This window comes from Paraglaciecola sp. 20A4 (genome assembly GCF_011378905.1).
Classification (GTDB): Bacteria; Pseudomonadota; Gammaproteobacteria; order Enterobacterales; family Alteromonadaceae; genus Paraglaciecola.
The window spans coordinates 456106-474864 of the sequence record NZ_WTPY01000001.1 but is presented as its reverse complement, the minus strand read 5'-3'; the positions used below and the strand labels follow the sequence as shown (position 1 = coordinate 474864).

At 42.4% G+C, this 18759-nt stretch carries 12 protein-coding genes; 8 read left to right on the top strand and 4 right to left on the bottom strand.

The window, feature by feature from the left end; translation table 11 throughout:
* Positions 1–9: 9 nt before the first annotated feature.
* From GQS54_RS01915 to GQS54_RS01905, 3 genes are all read right to left on the bottom strand, one after another.
* A complete protein-coding gene (locus GQS54_RS01915) occupies positions 10–1896 on the bottom strand; it encodes a tetratricopeptide repeat-containing diguanylate cyclase (protein ID WP_240919796.1) in 1887 nt (628 codons plus the stop codon).
* 190 nt (positions 1897–2086) lie between these two features.
* Positions 2087–2557 carry a cupin domain-containing protein gene (locus GQS54_RS01910; protein ID WP_166422304.1) on the bottom strand — a complete coding sequence of 157 codons (471 nt, stop codon included), beginning with the start codon at positions 2555–2557 and terminating at the stop codon, positions 2087–2089.
* A gap of 347 nt (positions 2558–2904) precedes the next feature.
* The gene (locus tag GQS54_RS01905) at positions 2905–3300 is read right to left on the bottom strand and encodes a DUF3718 domain-containing protein (protein WP_166422303.1); all 396 of its coding nucleotides are present in this window, start codon (positions 3298–3300) and stop codon (positions 2905–2907) included.
* A gap of 237 nt (positions 3301–3537) precedes the next feature.
* Here GQS54_RS01905 and GQS54_RS23480 point away from each other — a divergent pair, with 237 nt between their 5' ends.
* On the top strand, positions 3538–4512 hold the full coding sequence (locus tag GQS54_RS23480; protein ID WP_166422302.1) for a Gfo/Idh/MocA family oxidoreductase: 975 nt from the start codon (positions 3538–3540) through the stop codon (positions 4510–4512).
* A gap of 245 nt (positions 4513–4757) precedes the next feature.
* On the opposite strand, the gene ylqF is transcribed toward GQS54_RS23480, so the two are convergent.
* Positions 4758–5762 (bottom strand): ribosome biogenesis GTPase YlqF, encoded by a 1005-nt coding sequence (gene ylqF / locus GQS54_RS01895; RefSeq protein ID WP_166422301.1) that lies wholly within the window; start codon positions 5760–5762, stop codon positions 4758–4760.
* Between the two features lie 374 nt (positions 5763–6136).
* Between ylqF and GQS54_RS01890 the strand changes: the two genes are divergently transcribed.
* The 7 genes from GQS54_RS01890 to GQS54_RS01860 all read left to right on the top strand — a co-directional run bounded on the left by GQS54_RS01890 (position 6137) and on the right by GQS54_RS01860 (position 18759).
* A complete protein-coding gene (locus GQS54_RS01890) occupies positions 6137–8395 on the top strand; it encodes a TonB-dependent receptor (RefSeq protein WP_166422300.1) in 2259 nt (752 codons plus the stop codon).
* A gap of 732 nt (positions 8396–9127) precedes the next feature.
* Complete coding sequence (locus GQS54_RS01885; RefSeq protein WP_166422299.1) at positions 9128–12109, top strand: TonB-dependent receptor; 2982 nt, start codon at positions 9128–9130, stop codon at positions 12107–12109.
* Positions 12110–12441: 332 nt separating this feature from the next.
* Positions 12442–13539, top strand: coding sequence for a polysaccharide lyase family 7 protein (locus GQS54_RS01880; RefSeq protein WP_166422298.1), 1098 nt, complete (start codon positions 12442–12444; stop codon positions 13537–13539).
* Between the two features lie 188 nt (positions 13540–13727).
* Entirely contained in the window at positions 13728–15968 is a 2241-nt protein-coding gene (locus tag GQS54_RS01875) for a polysaccharide lyase 6 family protein (RefSeq protein ID WP_166422297.1), read from the top strand.
* Positions 15969–16148: 180 nt separating this feature from the next.
* Positions 16149–16910 carry an SDR family oxidoreductase gene (locus GQS54_RS01870; RefSeq protein WP_166422296.1) on the top strand — a complete coding sequence of 254 codons (762 nt, stop codon included), beginning with the start codon at positions 16149–16151 and terminating at the stop codon, positions 16908–16910.
* Positions 16911–16985: 75 nt separating this feature from the next.
* Positions 16986–17420 (top strand): RbsD/FucU family protein, encoded by a 435-nt coding sequence (locus tag GQS54_RS01865; protein WP_166422295.1) that lies wholly within the window; start codon positions 16986–16988, stop codon positions 17418–17420.
* A 100-nt stretch (positions 17421–17520) separates the two neighbouring features.
* A complete protein-coding gene (locus tag GQS54_RS01860) occupies positions 17521–18759 on the top strand; it encodes an Nramp family divalent metal transporter (protein ID WP_166422294.1) in 1239 nt (412 codons plus the stop codon).

Below are 18759 nucleotides of genomic sequence, written 5' to 3'. Positions count from 1 at the left end.
CAAACCTGATTAAGAACTGATTGATGAGTCCGTTGGATGTACAACGACTTGGTCTCGACCTTGACTCTTAGCAAGATATAAAGCGGTGTCCGCATTTGCCATTAGTTGCATGCTATCAAGGTCTTTCGCATTAATGGTTAAACCAATTGAAGCACTGACGGTGAATTCTTTGATACCGACGATTTGACTTACTTTAACCATTTTTCTACGTAAGCCATCCAGTGTGCTATACCCATCCTGTAGGGACGTATGGGGTAACACGACTAAAAATTCTTCCCCCCCAATGCGCCCAATTAAATCTGTATTTCGCAAGTTGTCGCTGCATACTTGGCTAAACGCAACCAATACACTGTCTCCCACTGCATGGCCGTAGCTATCGTTTATTTTCTTAAAAAAATCTAAATCAATAATTGCCACGCACAAATCATAGTGGTAACGCTGAGCTGCGCTGACCTGCCGGTCCAATTGCTCGATAATATGACGACGATTATATAGGCCCGTCAAATGGTCAGTGATCGCCAACGTTGATAGCGCGCGACTTTGGGCTTTAACCCGATAAACCATCACACCTAATAAACAGCAAACTAACAGTGCAATACCACTGAAGGACCATAAATACATATTACGCTGTTCTTGTGCTTCTAAGGCAAGACGTTGGATCCGATTTTGATGCTCAAGCAATCGATTAGCTTGCTCAGATTCCCGTACATTGAAAATCTCCCGTACCCGGTGAATGTCCTCTTTATTGCGACTTTCGTAATAAAGTTTACTTAATTCAATTCCCCGAGAAACATGGCCATAAGCTTGTGGGAAATCGCCTAGAGCGGCCGCTAAACGTCCTTCCAATGTAGCGAACTCTATTGTGTCAACTGGCATGGTTTGCTGATCCAAATAAGCTTTTGCACTGTCTCGATAGGTCTGCGCTTTTGCATAATCAGCCGTAGCCAATGCAACAATGAACAAGCTACGGGCCACCTGAAAATCCATCGGTATATTTTCGGTGCGCGCAAATATAGCCGCCGCTTTACCTAAACGCTGCTCAGCAAGCTTATAATCTTGTTGCTCAATACTGATTTGCCCCATTTGCTGAAGCGCATAACCCACTCCCTGCTCGTCACCTAACGCATCTGCAATATCCGCTGACTCAGAAAGTTGGGCCTGTGCAATCGCTAAATTCCCTGCATGAAAATTAGCAGATCCTAAGCCAAACAGAGCAATACTTAAATTCAGTGGTTCATTATTTTTTCGCGCATGAGCTGCCGCTTCTGCGTAATACTGAATAGCCAACAAATAGTCTCCGCGTTTTTCATACATTACACCTAACATACCGGCAATGTTGGCTTTGGATATTTTGCCAGATTCATGTGTTGTTCGAGCATAAGCTTTAAGGAAACTCTCTGCTGAAGCACTATATTCATTTAACGTAATAAAAAGCGAGCCACGTGCGTACAGCCCAAGTAAATAAGTATCTTCGTCGCCATTAGTCTTTGCCCACTGAATCGCATCATTAACAATTTTAAGCCCTTCAATAGGCTTACCCGCCATCTCCAATGCTGTAGCTTCAATCAACCTAAGATTGTGGTACAACCAAGGTTCACTGTCCTTTTTTATATACGACAGGCCTTTCCGAGCACTATCTATGGCATCTTTCGGATGAGTCAAAGCATAGTGGGTGTCACTCAAAATGGCATAATATTCTGCTTTGGCAGTATTACCCGTTCCCTCTGATGGGGGGTTGTTAAGTAAATCGGAAAGGACGTTTTTAGGCTCTAACGTCAGCTTCAATGTAAGTGATTGGTATTGATCTGAAAATTTTGAAACAACGGCTTCGGCAGCAATTACGCTATGAATTGTTCCAATAATCAATAAAAAGCAAAACCATACGATCTTGGCCAATAGTTATCCCTTACTACCTGATTATTAACAATATTGAATGATCCAAAATACCATACCTCGAACATTTGACTAGCGTAATATTAACGGTCGAACTTTGGATTGAGCCCTTAACTAGAATATGGCGAATATTGACGAATATAAAGCAAATAAAGCAACCGTTTTATGCGTCAATTAGCGCATTCATAGTATATTACTCACCAAGGGGTTGTTGGCTTTTCCAACGACTAACCACAAAAACTAAAGGAATTTTACCACTATTAAAAATGCCGTGAGAATCATTCGGTGCCACATAGATCATATCGCCTGTATTAGCAGGAAACGTTTTTCCGTTAACACTCCACTGCCCATTACCTGACACCACCGTCAAATACTCTTCATCAATATGTTCATGGGGCGGATGAATTTCGTAGCCTGGTTCAATAACGGCCATACCCGCTATAGCGCCAGTGCTTCCAGCGGTGTCACCCATAAAATAATTATAAAAAACAGCGCCATCATAATGACTAACCTGCGCTTGTTGACGTGTGACAACCTGAGTTTGTAAAACATCTTCTTTTTTCTTTAATACCTGCGACTCATTTTCTGCTAATACCTGCGTGGATATACCACTTAGCAAGCACGTTAACCCAGTCAATAGGAATGATAATATCTTTTTTTTCATAGCGTCTGGCCTCTATTCGAAGGGTTGATGTCATGGAATTAATATTTGAATTCCAATAAATAGCGTACATTTTTGCAATATTTTTAGCTACGAGAGAGCTGAAACGCCAGCTTATTGTATTTATTACTATAAACAAAGATGCATGTGGTTTGAATTAGTAAGTGCTGCTGAGCTAACAAAGTACATTAATGAATATAGAAAATGAAAGAATTAGATTACGTGGCAGGTAGGCAAAAAAATAGCCCCTAATGGGGCTACTTTTAAAGGAGCAGGTAGCGCTACCTGCTTACCATGTTGAAACTATTATCGTTGTTACGCTGTAAGGCTTAATAGCCAATACTGCTTAATTAGATTCTGTCGTTCAGTGCGTTCATTATCGCAGAGCTATTTAAACCATTTTCTGAAGCCCAGGCGGTAACCGTTTTGCCGTCTTTCTCAGGTGTAGATAAATCACTCTTTGGCATTTTTTTCACTAACAGTGTTCCGGCTTCCACAGCATCGCTAAGCATAGCCGTGCGGATTAAGCTGTTGCCACCGCAAGAAATACCTGCATAATAATCTTGTAGTTTCAGGCGATAGTCAGACTGAACACGCTTCATTTTTTTGCGTAATTCACCTTTATCATCTGCTTTTACTATCGTACAAATATTTTGTAGTGCTTCCGCTACGTCTGCTTGTGCAGCGCCTGTCATCATCAGTGATGTGGCAATGATAGCGATAGAAGTTTTAACTATTTTCAACATGGTCAATTCCTCGGGTTCTTATAAATGATTATCTCGTTTCGTTGAGGTAATTAAACGCTATCCACGCGCAAAGAAAAATCTGTAAGGCGATACTTAGGTATTTTCTTGCATACCCGTTAGCTTTGCTGAATCGGATAACTAACCTGAAACAATCATTCCGTTTGAAAAAAACGCAAATGCCAAGTCTCATATCAAAAGGTACCATCAAGGATAAATCTACATTTGGAGAGCTAAAAGGTGATAAGTCATAAAAAAGTGCGTTGGGGCGTGTTAGGCGCAGGGCGTATTGCTCATACGTTTTGCCAAGATATTAGCCATGCCGAATACGCTGAACTAATAGCGGTTGCTGCACGAAATATAGATTCAGCAAAGTCTTTCGCACTTTCCTATGACATTCCTATCGCTTTAGAGGGGTATCAGGCCTTATATAACCATCCAGACGTCGACGCAATCTACGTAGCTACGCCACATACGCTTCATTTTGAACAAACTAAAGCTGCGTTATCCGCAGGAAAACACGTATTGTGCGAGAAGCCAATTACGGTTAATCCTGAACAATGTCAGCAGTTAATGGATATCGCAGCGCAAAATAATTGTTTTTTAATGGAAGGCATGTGGACCTATTTTCTTCCTACCATCATACGAGCTAAAGAGTGGGTAGATAGCGGCAAAATTGGTAGAATTGTTCATGTAAAAGCTGATTTCGGCTACCCGGTAAAATGGGTAGAAGGCGACCGGATGTATAACCCAGAACTCGCCGGTGGGTGCTTATTAGATATGGGAATATATACTTTAGCTATCGCCCAGCATTTTATTGGCCAACAACCTGTACATAGCCAGTATCGTCATCGCCGAGCAAAAACAGGAGTAGAAGATGACCTGACTATTTTGGCAGAATATTGCGATGCAACAGCTACTTTGGCGTGTTCTTTTAGAGCTAAGTTACAGAACTCCGCTTATATCATCGGTGAGAAAGGGTACATCGATATAGCGAACTTTTGGCGAGCGGATCGCTGCTCACTTTACCTGATTGATCAAAAAGCCGATGAATTTAACGAACAACGCAGTGGCTCAGGATTCGAGTTTCAAATCGAGGCTGCGAGTAAAAGCATTCTCAGTGGGCAACGGGAAGCGGCATTGATGCCTTTGTCCACCAGCTTAATATTACAGCAGCAAATGCAAGATATACTGCAAGCCATTGCCCACTCCTAAGCAGATATAGCGCCAAGAAACTGCTTAAATTTTTTCATTAACGCCGTTACACTTATCGATATTTTTGATATTACAAGGGAGAGTTTGCGGCTTTTCGACCTTAGCTTTTACTCGACCTTTTTGCACTGTCATTGTTTGACAACTGCAACAAATACTAATGGCACAAAACAACAACAGTTTTCTGATATACATAACACTATTCGCCTTGCCCAATTAAACGTGAACCATTCCTCACTTTAGCGGTGTTACTTATTGCGAGCCTGTTTTTCTTTACTACGCCGTTGCACGCGCTCTATTCGATGCTCTTTTTGGGCTTTTTTATCCCGGGTCAATGAACCCGTTTTAAAGCGCTCTTTACGTAATGCTTTTTCTGCGGATTTTTTCAATTCAGCGGCAGCCATATCAGCTTCTTCTTTCTCCACCATATCAGGTGTTTCAAGGCTAATACGCCCAAGTTTTCCTGAACGAAACTCGTTGACCAATACTTCGCAAATTTTGTGTAAATTGACTCTACCACCTGCACGTAATGCACCTCGTTTGGCTGCAGCCAGTTCTAAAAACTCAATTTCAGTATCAGGGATATTTTCAAGCTTGAAGCGCTCTTTAAGCAATTCCGGATAGGCTTTTATTAAGTAATCTGCTGCGAAAAAACCCACATCATCGTATTCCATCGCAGTATCTTTTATGGCGCCAGTCGTGGCTAGGCGGTAACTGCTTTGTGGGTTTTCAACTTTAGGCCAAAGAATACCCGGGGTGTCGAAAAGTATAATCCCACTGCCCAAATTAATGCGCTGCTGGGCTTTCGTCACAGCGGGTTCGTTACCCGTTTTAGCGACTATTCGATCTGCCAAAATATTAATCAGTGTTGACTTACCGACATTAGGAATACCACAAATCATGGTATTAATCGTTTTAATGCTAGCATCTTTTTCTGGTAACATTTTTCGGCATAAATCGATGATTTGTTTCATCTTCTGCGGCTGTTCGGTTGTAGTGGTGAATGTTTTCACCCCGCGCTCCTGCTCGAGATACTCCTGCCACATGGCCGTCACGTCGGGATCGGCTAGATCTGATTTACTCAACACTTTAATACACGGCTTATCGCCCCGAAGTGTCGCAATAGCCGGATTTTCACTGGAATAAGGAATTCGCGCATCAAGCACTTCTATCAGTAAATCAACTTGTGGCAATAACTCTTTAATCTCTTTCTGGGCTTTGTGCATGTGCCCAGGATACCAATGAATTGACATATAACCCTGCTCTAACTTGTTCAAATGCCGCTATTGTACGTTACCCGAGCCTGCAAAGGTAATACAAAGCACATGACAAAAATTAACGTCACAAGAATGCAGTATTTTCAGTGTATTACGTAAATTACTAGTGAATTAAACTGGCCGAAATAAGGGTTAATAAAGTGTAATGATTTGTAAATGTAAAACATAATTTGGTTTATACTAATTGGCTGAGAGATCCTTCTCGACAAACTTCTTATCCGCATTATTTGTGTTTTTTTTATGCAAAGCTGCGGTTATGAAAATCATAATTATAATGACGTAGCTATCTATGCAAGCTAATTAAATTAGCTGCAACTAATGCTGCGCGTCAAACGACTTGGAGAGCACACTTGCACCCGACATCGAAAACCCACACATTTACGTTGAAAAAATTAACGTTACTGACTGCCGCTGTATCAATCGCCCTATCGGCTAACGTACATGCACAAAGCACCGAAAATAATGAGCAAGCGAATAGTGATGACTTTGAGAACATCACTGTTACTGCCCGTAAACGTACCGAAAGTTTATTTGAGTCACCTACGGCTATTACATCATTAAGTGCTAGTTTTATGGAAGATGCCAACATCAGTAACCTAGATGATGTGGGTAAATATGTGCCAAATCTAAACATCAGTCGTTACGGTGCAGGTAACTCAGCCCATGCCTCTATATTCATCCGCGGCATAGGCTTACAAGACCATATTATTACCACCGATCCAGGCGTAGGAGTCTATGTGGATGGTGTATATTTGGGTCGCCAAATGGGCTCAAACCTAAGTCTTCCAAACATTGCGAGTGTTGAAGTTTTACGTGGACCACAAGGTACTTTATATGGCCGAAATACCTTAGGCGGTGCAGTGAATATCATTACCAAAAAACCGGGGGATGAATCTGTAGCCAGCGTAGCAGTCAAAGTAGGTACATTAGGCCGTGTGGCAACTGACTTATACCTTAATGGTGACATCAACGATGACGTCAGTATTGCAGCAAGTGGTTCGTTTAAAAAACGCGACGGTGTAGGCAAAGCAATTAATTTGCCTAATCCTGAAAAGGAGATAGGTGAAGAACAAGAATTCAGCGGCCGCTTAGCCGCAAATTGGAAAGTCAGCAACAACTTCTCTTTATTGTTCGCCGTCGATGGTTACGATAACGAAGGTGGGCAATCTCCGTATACTATCGAGTTCACTGAGCCGAGTCCTGATCCTACTGATATTTTTAACGGCGATTTTCCATTGCTAACAGCGGATTTACTACCTTCTGATCCAGATGATCTTGGCACCACAGTACCAGGCCTTGAATCAACAGCAGTGTCCGGTTGGGGCGCATCTATTACTGCAAACTGGGATATTAACCAGAATTATTCAAGCAAACTGATTACCAGTTTCCGAGGCTCAGATTATGAAGGAGGCTTAGATGACGACGCTTCCCCACTCAACTTATCTGAATTCCCCGAAACGGGCGAAGCTGATCAGTATTCAGTTGAATTACAAATTAACGGTACGTTCGATAACTACGATTTTGTGTCAGGCATTTACTTCTTTAATGAAGATGGCTCAACCGAGTCAGGCCCGTTCGTGTTTAGTCCATTTAACACACCTGATAGCCTCAATACCGATGGTTCACCATCATTCGGAGGTTACGGCTTCTTCGATTTGCATCAAGAAACTGATTCATTCGCAGTTTACGCTAATGCTTCTTACGATGTTTCAGATAAGTTAACCGTTGGTGGTGGCTTACGTTATTCAAAAGATAAAAAAGACGCCGATGCCTTATTCCCCTCTTTTGGTGGTGAAAGGGCCTTTAGAACAGCAGAATTTAGCGAAGTCAGTTGGGATGTTAACGCCGCTTATCAGCTCGATAATGGCTTGAATGTATACGCCCAAGTGCAAAAGGGTTATCAAACAGGTGGATTTCCTCCTCGTCCATTTGGCGGACCTGCCCAATTCGTTCAATTTGATGAGACGACTTCTATCAACTACGAAACAGGCCTTAAAGGTAAAGTTGCTGAAAACGTCTCTTTGTTAGCTGCATTATTTTTTACTAAATACGACGACTTAGCACTACCCTTTTCTGACCCAACTGCAGGCGGCGGCTTTGTCACCATTACAGAAAATGCCGGTACATCTGAAGCAAAAGGTGTAGAACTTGAAGCGACGATAGACGTCAACGATAACTTCGCTCTGCGTGCTGCAGTGGGTTACCTAGATGCTGAAATTACTCAGGTAGACGAAAACGTCACTGGCGTTGGCGTAGGTGACTCACCCGCATTAACCCCAAAATGGACCTTGATGTTCGCCCCGTCTTACTATGTAGACTTAGACAGTGGTGCAACATTGGCGTTTAAGGCGGATTATTCATTCCGCGATAAAATGCAGGGTCAATCAGTCTTTAATCCTAACGAAACCATTGATTCACGCAGTATTGTTGGCTTTGATGTGAAGTACACATCAACTAACGGTGATTGGTCATTGAGTCTCTACGGTGAAAACGTAACAGATGAAGTATATGACCAAGGCCGACTTCAACAAAATGGCTTTGTCGGTATCGTTCGCAGTAACGACAGACGGGAATTTGGTTTACGTTTCAAAAAAGATTTTGAAATGTAATCTGGTAAAAAACTTTAACGACAATTAGAAAGGGGCTGTACAGCCCCTTTCTAATTGTGGGGAAGAAGTTGATAACACTCACGATACTTAGTTAAAAATTATTCAGGAAGTTAGACAACAAGTAATTTCAATAGCTTAGCCACTTCAAGGACCGTACTGGATTCTCAGCCACAGCCACAAATAAAAATGTAAGGCCAATTCAAAATTAAGATATTACCAATAAATTACGAAATCCCGTAAAGTAATGGTATTTATGATTTACTCCACTGCCAATCAAAGTTGTTACCAATAATAGATATTAACTTATTATATTGTTCATCGATAATCAGTGATTAACGTTATATATAATATCCATCAGCGATAACAATAAACTCTAAAAACACCTACAAAATAGCTAAAAAAACATTTAAAAAACAAGGCCTCACCCCTTTAACCTCTTAATTTTAATATTCTATTTTCGCAGTTGTTATAACTAAATAAACGTCCTCGCACTTACCAATCCTGTTCAAAAAAACCTCTATATAACAAGACTATCACTTCATTAGAACTCGCGTTAAAAGTAACAACAACCTTACATTGGCCTTACAAAATTTAGACTAATTGGTAATTGAGGTATTGTAAATGAAGTGTTGCGAGAGTATAAAGTGTCACGACATTGTGATGATTAGACAACCTTTACATAACGATATTGCAACAATATTGGTCATACCAATATGAATGAGGACACACGTAATGCGGGACACAACCATGAAACTTAACAAAGTAAGTGCGATATTTAACGCGACGAGAGCTAAGGCCAACAACTTAGCTATGTTCGGCGCTACACTAACAGCAATCTTGGCCGCACCTGCGGCATTGGCGCAAACTGCAGCTGAGGCAGCTGCAGAATCGCAGGACGTAGAAGTGATCAGAGTTCAAGGTATTGCTGGCGGTCTAGCAGAATCAGCTCGTCAAAAGCGCTTTGATTCGCGCATTGTTGACGCCATTGTTGCCGAAGATATAGGTAAGTTACCTGATAATAACATTGCTGAGGCATTGCAGCGTATTACAGGTGTTTCTATTAGTACTGACTTCGGTGTAGGTGAATCCGTTACGATTCGTGGTATTTCTCAAAACCGTGTTGAATTAAATGGTCGCTCTACCTCAGGTAGTGGCCGTGGTGGTATTAGCTTGGACGACTTTCCATCCAGCTTCTTAAAAACGGTTGAAGTTATTAAGTCACCCACACCTGAAATGATTGAAGGTGCGCTCGGCGGCACAATCAATATGACTACCGTTCGTCCGTTAGAGCTAGAAGAACCGCTCGTTGCAATCACGTTAGATGGCGAATATGCAGATAAGACTGAAAATTGGGCCCCCATGGTCAATGCAGCTGCTGGTACAAACTGGGACTTAGGTGATGCCGGTACCTTTGGCGCCTCAGTCGTCGTCTCTTACCAAGATCGTGAGTTACGTCGTGATGAATTTATCAACCTTGTTACCCCGACTGAACTGGACTTAGATGGCGACGGTACAAGCGATCAAGCAAACACTCCAAGTGGCAACTACCTTGTTCGCAGTCAAAATACCGTCGAACAAAAAACCGAGAAGCGTGAACGTACTGCATTCGGTTTGTCATTGCAGTGGGCACCTAAAGATACTGATGGGTTTATCTATTTAGACGTTAATACCACTGAACTTGATGGTGGCCAAGAAGCATACTCGGTACTAAATGACAGCAAAGACTATAGCGATTTAGTGCTTGATAACGCTTATGGTGATGGTCAAGGCCAACTGCATAATTTCGGTTCAGGAAGCGTGTTTGTTCAACCTAAAACATGGTCTGACTTCACGACTAATGAGTCAACTTCTAACGCGCTTGGTGGTGAATTCCAGTTAACGGACCAGTTGAAAGTATCTGGCGAGATTTCATACGCTAAATCAGAAGCAAAGCGTAAAAATTCTGAATTTAATCTACGTCCAATCTCCCGTGCACAATATGATGAAGATGGTACGATTACTGAGCATTTATTCACGATTACCATGACCCAAGATGGCGACAAAGTCCCGGGCCTTGCATTCTCTGATCAAGACGCCCTTCTCGACCCAGACAATCTAGCCATTCGTCAATTTACTCATCAAAGATACAATGAAGATAACGAAGAAACAGCCATTCGTTTTGACGTGGAATACGTTGAACCATTTTCTGGTTTAGATTTTATTCGTTCAATTAAAGCCGGTGTTCGTACGACTGATAGCGAATATGAGTTAGACAGATATGACCTTAGAAACAACGGAAGTGAGCTTAAAGACTTACAAACTAGCGTTTCCTACGATGGTGTAGTTACACCAACGTGGATAGGTGATTTTAATGACCAGTTTGGTGGTTTTAAGCAAATTAACCACTCGAACTCGTTTGACCAAAGCGGCATTTCAGGCAATAACGCATTAACAAATTATTTTGTTTACGACGGTGCAGCACTCGCTTATGACATCAATGGGACTTACGATAGAGTTAAGCAAATGCTTGCTGGTAGTAGCCATGAGTTAACCGGCACACTTGATGAGAATATGGTTCGTAATAACGGTTCGTACGCGAAAATCGAAGAAGAAACAAAGGCGATATATACCCAGTTTAACTTGGATTTTGACCGATTGACGGCAATTATCGGGGCACGTTATGTGACGACCGACTTAACCTCCAGTACGTTCAATGAAGCAGCTGATCATGATTACGCTGACTTCTTACCTAGCTTAAATGCGACCTATAATCTTACGGATTCAACAATTTTACGCTTTGCCGCGGCAAAAGTGATGCGCCGTGCAGAATTCGGTGAATTAAGCCCAGCATTAAACGTAGATAACTCTCTGGTAACAGGTTCACAAGGCTCTTACCAATTAGACCCTTATCGCGTAACACAATACGACTTGTCAGCGGAGCATTACTTTGGCCAAGGCGGATTGCTATCTGCAGCCTTGTTCTACAAAGACGTCCAGTCATTTACAGTAAGCAGTAGTTCTTGTGCCGCAAATGCGAACACAGTTGATGGTCAAAACGTTACAGAATACGTAAATGTTTGTCTGCTTGATTCTGCTGGTGTTAGCCAAGTTAACGTTAACTACGCTTCTGGCGACCAAGACCTTGCATACGTTGAAGCACAAAGGGATGCAGGCCTAACAGGCATTGTAATTAATACTGATGTTAATGGTGGCAGCGGTAAAATTGTTGGTATTGAATTAGCGTATCAACAACAGTTTAGCTCTTTACCTGGCGCATGGTCTGGTCTGGGTGTTAGCACAAACTATACCTATGCTGACAGTGAACAACCCGACGGCAACCCTTTGCTAGACATCTCGAACAACACGTTCAACGGTCAAGTTTATTGGGAATACGAAGGTTGGCAGGTTCGCCTAGCATACAACTGGCGTGACAAGTACTTAGATACCCAAGACGAAAAACGTGTACGCCCTGTTGGCGCATTAGCAACCGGTATTTATAATCGTACCGACCCAACTGCAGAATATTTTGACCCAACTTTAGGTAATAACTACCGTGATGCCCGTGGGCAATTTGACTTCTCTGCAAGCTACGACGTTAACGAAAACCTTACCCTTGTGGCGAACGCGGTGAACTTAACTGGCGAGCCAATTCGTCAAATAACAGAGCTGGGTAGCATCTGGCAATATAGTGAAGCTGACCGTCGAATGACAGTTGGTGTGCGCGCTAAGTTTTGAATCTTAGGTTAGTAAGCTTGATTACTAACCTCGCTAAAAAGAGCCTATTAATTCAATAGGCTCTTCTTTTTCACACTAGCATTATCAATCACAAGAATAGTCACCGTCTTAAAAGCGAATAGTAAAGTGGAGACTTTTGATGAAAATATGCCGATGAAAAAAAAGTGCTCGTCGTTGCTGAAAATGATCACAACGTCAATTCGACTTGTTGCTTTCCTATGCTAACTAAAGAAATACAAAAACGATGGCTATGTGCACTTATCTCCTAGCAATTTAGGCAAGCCACACAGTGCCATCAAAAGTTTAATCATTAACATAATACGGGATGAAATATGACCTATATAAACACTAAAATGTCAGCTTCACTTATATGCCTCTTTTTAGCTGGCTGTGGTAGTGAAACCGCTTCTATCCCGGCTCAAAAAGATAATTCAAATGCTGCAGAGCGACTGCCAGCAAGCAAGTTTGATCTAAGCCATTGGTATCTAACCGTTCCATTAGATGCAAACCGTGATCAGGTGTCAGACATATATGATGTGCCTGATATAAAAACGTTCTCGGATCCCAACTTTTTCTATCTCGATGAAGATGACCATATGGTGTTTGCTAGCCCAAATCGAGCAGCAACGGAGCGCACGTCTACCAATACCCGTAGCGAATTACGCTATATGATCCGTGGTAATGACCTATCTATTCCCGAAGGCGCGCCAGGCAACAACTTTGCATTAGCGTCTAACAAAACTGCTGAGCAGTACGCTGCGGTAGGGGGGAAATTAGAAGCCTCTTTACACGTTGATCACGTAGCGCGAAACGCTGGGTATCCAAATAAGCCACCCGCGTATTCTGTTGTAGTCGGTCAAGTTCACTCTTTTCAACTTGATGACGCTCTGCAAGTTCCTGGACTGGGATGGGGTAATGAACCGTTAAAAATATCTTATAAAAAATGGCCAAACCATGAAAAAGGTTCTGTTTTTTGGACCTATGAGAGAAACCTCGCCACAGACGATCCAGATAGAATCGATATCGCCTATAAAGTGTGGGGCAGCAATTGGGATGATGCAACTGATCCTGGTGACGGTGGGATTGCACTTGGGGAAGAGTTTAGCTACACGGTGAATATATACCAAAATGTTATGCATCTGGTCTTTACCAGTGCGAAACATGGCACGGTTCATCATCAGATCAACCTAGCCGACAATACCGATGCCAATGGTGAGGTAGATAAAGCTGATTACCCTTATGCATACAAAGACGAGACACTGTACTTCAAAGCAGGTGCTTACAACCAATGCAGCACCAAGGCTAATGACCCAAGCTTTCGCTACCCTGCTTGCCCTGGCTCTGGCGACTGGGAAACAGATGTAGAAAATGGCGACTACACAAAAGTGACATTTTCAAAGTTAGCGGTTAGCCCAGCAACGCCAATGTAGATTGGTTTAAGGCTTAGCACTAAGCGATAAAGATCAAGACTCAATTGTCCGTTTTGTAGCAATAATGCGGGTAATTGAGGTTTTCTAGTCAGATCAACAGTGCTTATGAAAATGAAAAAGAGTCGTTGCCAGCGACTAAATTATTTCGTTTTTAGAACCAACAAATTAAAATTAGGAGTACACAAAACATGCCAAAAGTATCCAAAAGACCCTTCTTTCCCTTTGTATTATTACTTACGCTTGCATCTTTTTCGCAAGTGAGTAACGCGGTACTGGTCGAAAATATCAAGCAGTTTAATGAAGCTGTGGCAGCAGTAAAACCGGGGGATGAAGTTGTTCTGGCAAACGGAACGTGGAAAGACGTGGAGTTAGTTTTCAAAGCGAAAGGATTACCTAAAAAACACATCGAATTAAAGGCACAAACACCGGGTAAAGTAATTATCACTGGGAAGTCTAATTTAGCATTTTCCGGTGAATATCTTGTTATTTCGGGCCTGGTCTTTAAAGACGGATACACCCCAACAGGTGAAGTGATTTCTTTTAGAACATCAGACGAAGATTTGGCTAACCACTCTCGAGTAACAAATACTGTTATCGATAACTTCAGCACCACGGATCGACAAATGTCAGACCTGTGGGTTGCTATGTACGGCAAAAATAACCATTTTGACCATAATTCTCTGGTCAACAAAAGAAACCGTGGCGTTACCTTAGCTGTCAGAATGAACTCCGAAGGTAGTCGCAAGAATAAACACCTAATTGAATATAATTACTTTGGTCCACGGCAAGTACTTGGCGCGAATGGCGGCGAGACGCTTCGCATCGGCACCAGTCATTTTTCTCGTGAGTATTCGAACACCACCGCCCAGTATAACTATTTTGACCGTACCAACGGCGAACACGAAATCATTTCAAATAAGTCCAGCGGCAACTCTCTAATTAACAATGTGTTCTTTGAAACCCAAGGTACACTCACCATGCGCCATGGCCACTTCACCACCGTGGAAGGAAACTACTTTCTGGGTAATCGCAAACCTAATACTGGTGGTATTCGCATCATTAACGAAAGTCAGTCGGTCAGTAATAACTATATGTACGGGCTGACAGGTCAAAGATTACGAGGTGCTCTGGTTATTATGAATGGAGTGCCTAACTCTACCCCTAATCGTTACGATCCTGTTATCGACTCAGCCATGAACAACAACATTGTAATTGACAGCGATCATATCGAACTTGGCGCTGGCGCGGATGAAGAACGTTCCGCGCCACCAACTACATCGGAATTCACTGGAAACATCATCTTAGGCAAGACCAATTTGACGCCCTTTACACTGTATGACGATATGTCTGGTATCAAATTCGCAGGAAACTATTTAAACGAAGAAGCCAGTACACCGATTAAATCCGGCTTCACTAGTACGCCCTACTCTGTCACAACAAATAAGTATGGCTTAAAAGCACCTGATGATGCATTACTTGAAAAAATCGGCTTTGGTGAAGTCAAACTACCTGTTACCAAAGCAGAGGTCGGCGCAAGCTTCTATCCCAAGAATGAAACTGATGTTGTCTTTAAAAGCGGTGAAAAGATTGTCGTGAAACCGGGTACCAATACACTACTTACTGCTTTGGAAGCCAGTAAATCTGGTGACATATTACTACTCGAAAATGGTGGCGATTATCTGTTAACCAAGTTCGCAGAAGTTCATCATCCCATCACTATTATGGCTAAAAAGGGTAAAAAGCCCGTTATTCGTTCGCAAAAGCCTAATTTCATTAATATTGAAAATGGTGGTGCGTTAGAAGTAGAAAATCTTTGGTTCGACGGTGCACAGTCGCCTGATTACAAAGGCAATACCATCATAAGTACGAGCAGCAATTCGATGAACATCAACTACACCTTATCGGTACGCAACGTCAAAGTGACAGACCTTGACGTGAATGGTTACTTTTATTTCTTCAAAGCTAATGCAGGGACTTTTGCCGATAGCATCGAAATTATAGATTCAGAATTTAGCAACATTACCGGTGCTATTTTGCAATTGAACAGAGAAGTAGATGACTTAGGTGTATATAGCGTCGAGAACCTCGTTATTTCTGGCAATACCTTTACCGACATAAAAGAAGAAGTCGCAACAGTATATAGAGGTGGAACAGATGAAAGTACCTTTGGGCCTGTCGTCACCGTCACAGATAATACCCTGACTAACGTTGGCAAAGGGCCAACCCATAGATCTGGCGCATCCATGTATTTTCATGGTGTTCAAAAGCTGAATATTTCAAATACAACGTGGAATAAAAGCGCTCCTCTTGAGCTGTACTTAACCAATGGTGAACCTACCACTGTGATTGAGAATGTTGAGATGAAAGACACCGATAAGATCCGCGCGAACAGTGGCGAATATAAAACCTCGAATGTGACTTACGATTAAGCTGTCATTTGGCACTTGATGGATTTTTCATACTTCCCAGTTACGTAACAAAAAGAGTCGCTGGGAAGAATCGATTTAAGTACAACAAATCCATTATCAATCAACGGGCGCAGCGGTGAAATTTATCCCCTAATCGACCCTAATATGATTTTCGACTTTTAAGATTTAGGAACAGCAAGTATGACAAAGTTAACCGGCAAAAACGTGCTTATCACCGCAGGCGCCCAAGGCATTGGCGAAGCAATTACCAAACATTTGATTGATAGCGGCGCAAACGTTGCTATTCATTACTTCTCAAGTGCCGACACAGCGAACGAATTGGTCGAATACGCAATCAGCAAAGGCCAAAAAGCGGTTGCGATAAGTGCTGACTTAACTAACGAGACTGAAGCAAATGCAATGGTCGAACAAACTGTAGATGCTCTTGGAAGTTTACACATACTTATCAACAACGCAGGCTCTCTTGTCGCAAGACGATTACTAAACGAAATGGATGCCGAGTTTTGGCACAAGGTTATGGACATTAACCTCACCTCTATGATGTTTGTGACACGTGCCGCAGCACCATATTTAGGCAAACATGAAAGCAGCAGTATTGTGAATCTGGCATCTCTAGCAGGTCGCAAGGGTGGTCACCCTGGGTCACTAGCCTATTCGACTAGCAAAGGCGCCATTCTCACGCTAACACGAGCGCTATCTGCGGAACTAGGACCGCAAGGTACAAGAGTCAACGCTGTCGCACCTGGACTTATTCTAGGTACGTCGTTTCATAATACTCACACAACCAAAGCCTCAGCGGATCAGACGATTACAGGTATCCCCATTGCACGAGCAGGCAACGCAGATGATGTAGCAAGAGCGGTGGTTTATCTGGCATCTGAATTTGACGGCTTTATCAGCGGTGCTACGCTCGATATCAATGGCGGCGTATACAATATGTAGTTGATTGTTAAACCATAAACAATCCTGCGCTCATTGACGCTACTTTCTATTCGGCTATTTAAAAAAGATAATTTTATGCTTAAAACAGCGGTAATACACCCGACCATTATGGAAGCTCTCGCTCGCTCTGGACATTTTGCCCAAGTTGTCATTGCTGACGGCAACTTGCCGGTAGGCGCTATGACAGGACCGAACTCAACGACGGTGCACCTTAACTTTCGTCCCGGTTTGTTAGATGCCTTAACAGTGCTCGAGGGCATACTTGAAGTTTGTCCGGTTCAAGGCGCTATTGTGATGGAGAAGCCCGTTGAGGCGAATGCGGAAATTCACGACGCCTACAAAGCTTTACTCGGGGATGTGACGTGGGAAGCGATGGAGCGCTGGGCTTTTTACGACAAAATCCGAGAGCCTGCGACAACGTTGATTATACAAACAGGCGAACAGCGCCGCTTTGCCAATATTATCCTCACTGTCGGGGTGGTAAAAATGGCAGAAGAAAGTGGCTTTTAATCGCTAGGCTTAATTGACTGCCAAGCACGATGGAAACACGTATAACAGGCTATAAAAGCCTGCAACTAATAATATATCAGTTCATTTTTGGGGAATAATAGTGTCAGCATTAATTAGAGCTATTTTGAGTTTTGGTCCAGCATTTTTAGCCATTGGCTACACCATAGGCACTGGCAGTGTGACGGCTATGATTGTCGCAGGTAGTACCTTTGGCATGCAGTTATTGTGGGTTTTGCTATTAAGCTGCTTGTTTTCAGGCGTCCTTATTTACGCGTATGGTAATTTTGCGTTAGTAACGGGAGAAACGGCCCTTTATAGTTTTAAAAAACACCTTAAATTCGGTAAGGTGATTGCCATCCTTATCATCATAGGAGTGTCCTTCGGCCAATGGAATTCACTGACTGGCATACTAGGGATTTCCTCCAATATTTTATTTGAAATGATCGCCATGTACTTCCCTGCTGTGATCCCACATAAATATGGTGTGGTAGTAACAATAGCCGTGCTGGTGATCACCATCATGTATGCAATATTGCTAATCGGAAAGTATTCATTATTTGAAAAAATTCTCGTAATCTTTGTATCCTGCATGGGGCTATCCTTCATATTGTCACTGTTTGTTGTACACCCAATGCCCGTTGAAGTCATGCGCGGACTTATACCCGTTATACCCGATGTCGTGGGTGGTAAAATGATGGTAGCGGCTTTTGTTGGCACGACCATGGCCTCGGCTACTTTTCTATCTAGACCTTTGTTTATTCAAGGCAAGGGCTGGGGTATGGCAGACAGAGCCCAACAAAAGAAAGATGCGATTGTTGCCGCTGTACTGGTGTTTGTTATTAGTGGTTCAGTCATGGCTGTAGCCGCAGGTGCTTTGTTTCATGAAGGAAAACCAGTTACTGACGTATTAGATATGGTCAACGCCCTTGAACCCATAGCCGGTAAGGGTGCACTGACTGTATTCTTTTTCGGTACGCTTGCCGCCGGTTTGTCTTCTGTGTTCCCATGTATGTTAATAGCCCCGCTGTTAATAGAGGATTACCGCTCAGGTAAATTGGACACCCAATCTACTCAGTTTCGTATCATCACGGGTATAGCAGCGTTATTTGCCCTAACTATTCCTGTATTTGGTTTTAATCCTGTTAAAGGGCAATTATTAACCCAGGTATTTAATGTATTTGTTTTACCGTTAGTTATCTTAGGGATCATTTTAATGATCAATAAAAAGAAACTGATGGCCGAATATGCCGCAGGTTATCTGCTTAATATCGTATTAGGCTTAGCGTTTATGTTTTCTATTCTGATTTCGTTTAACGGTATTCTTGGTCTACTAGAGTAA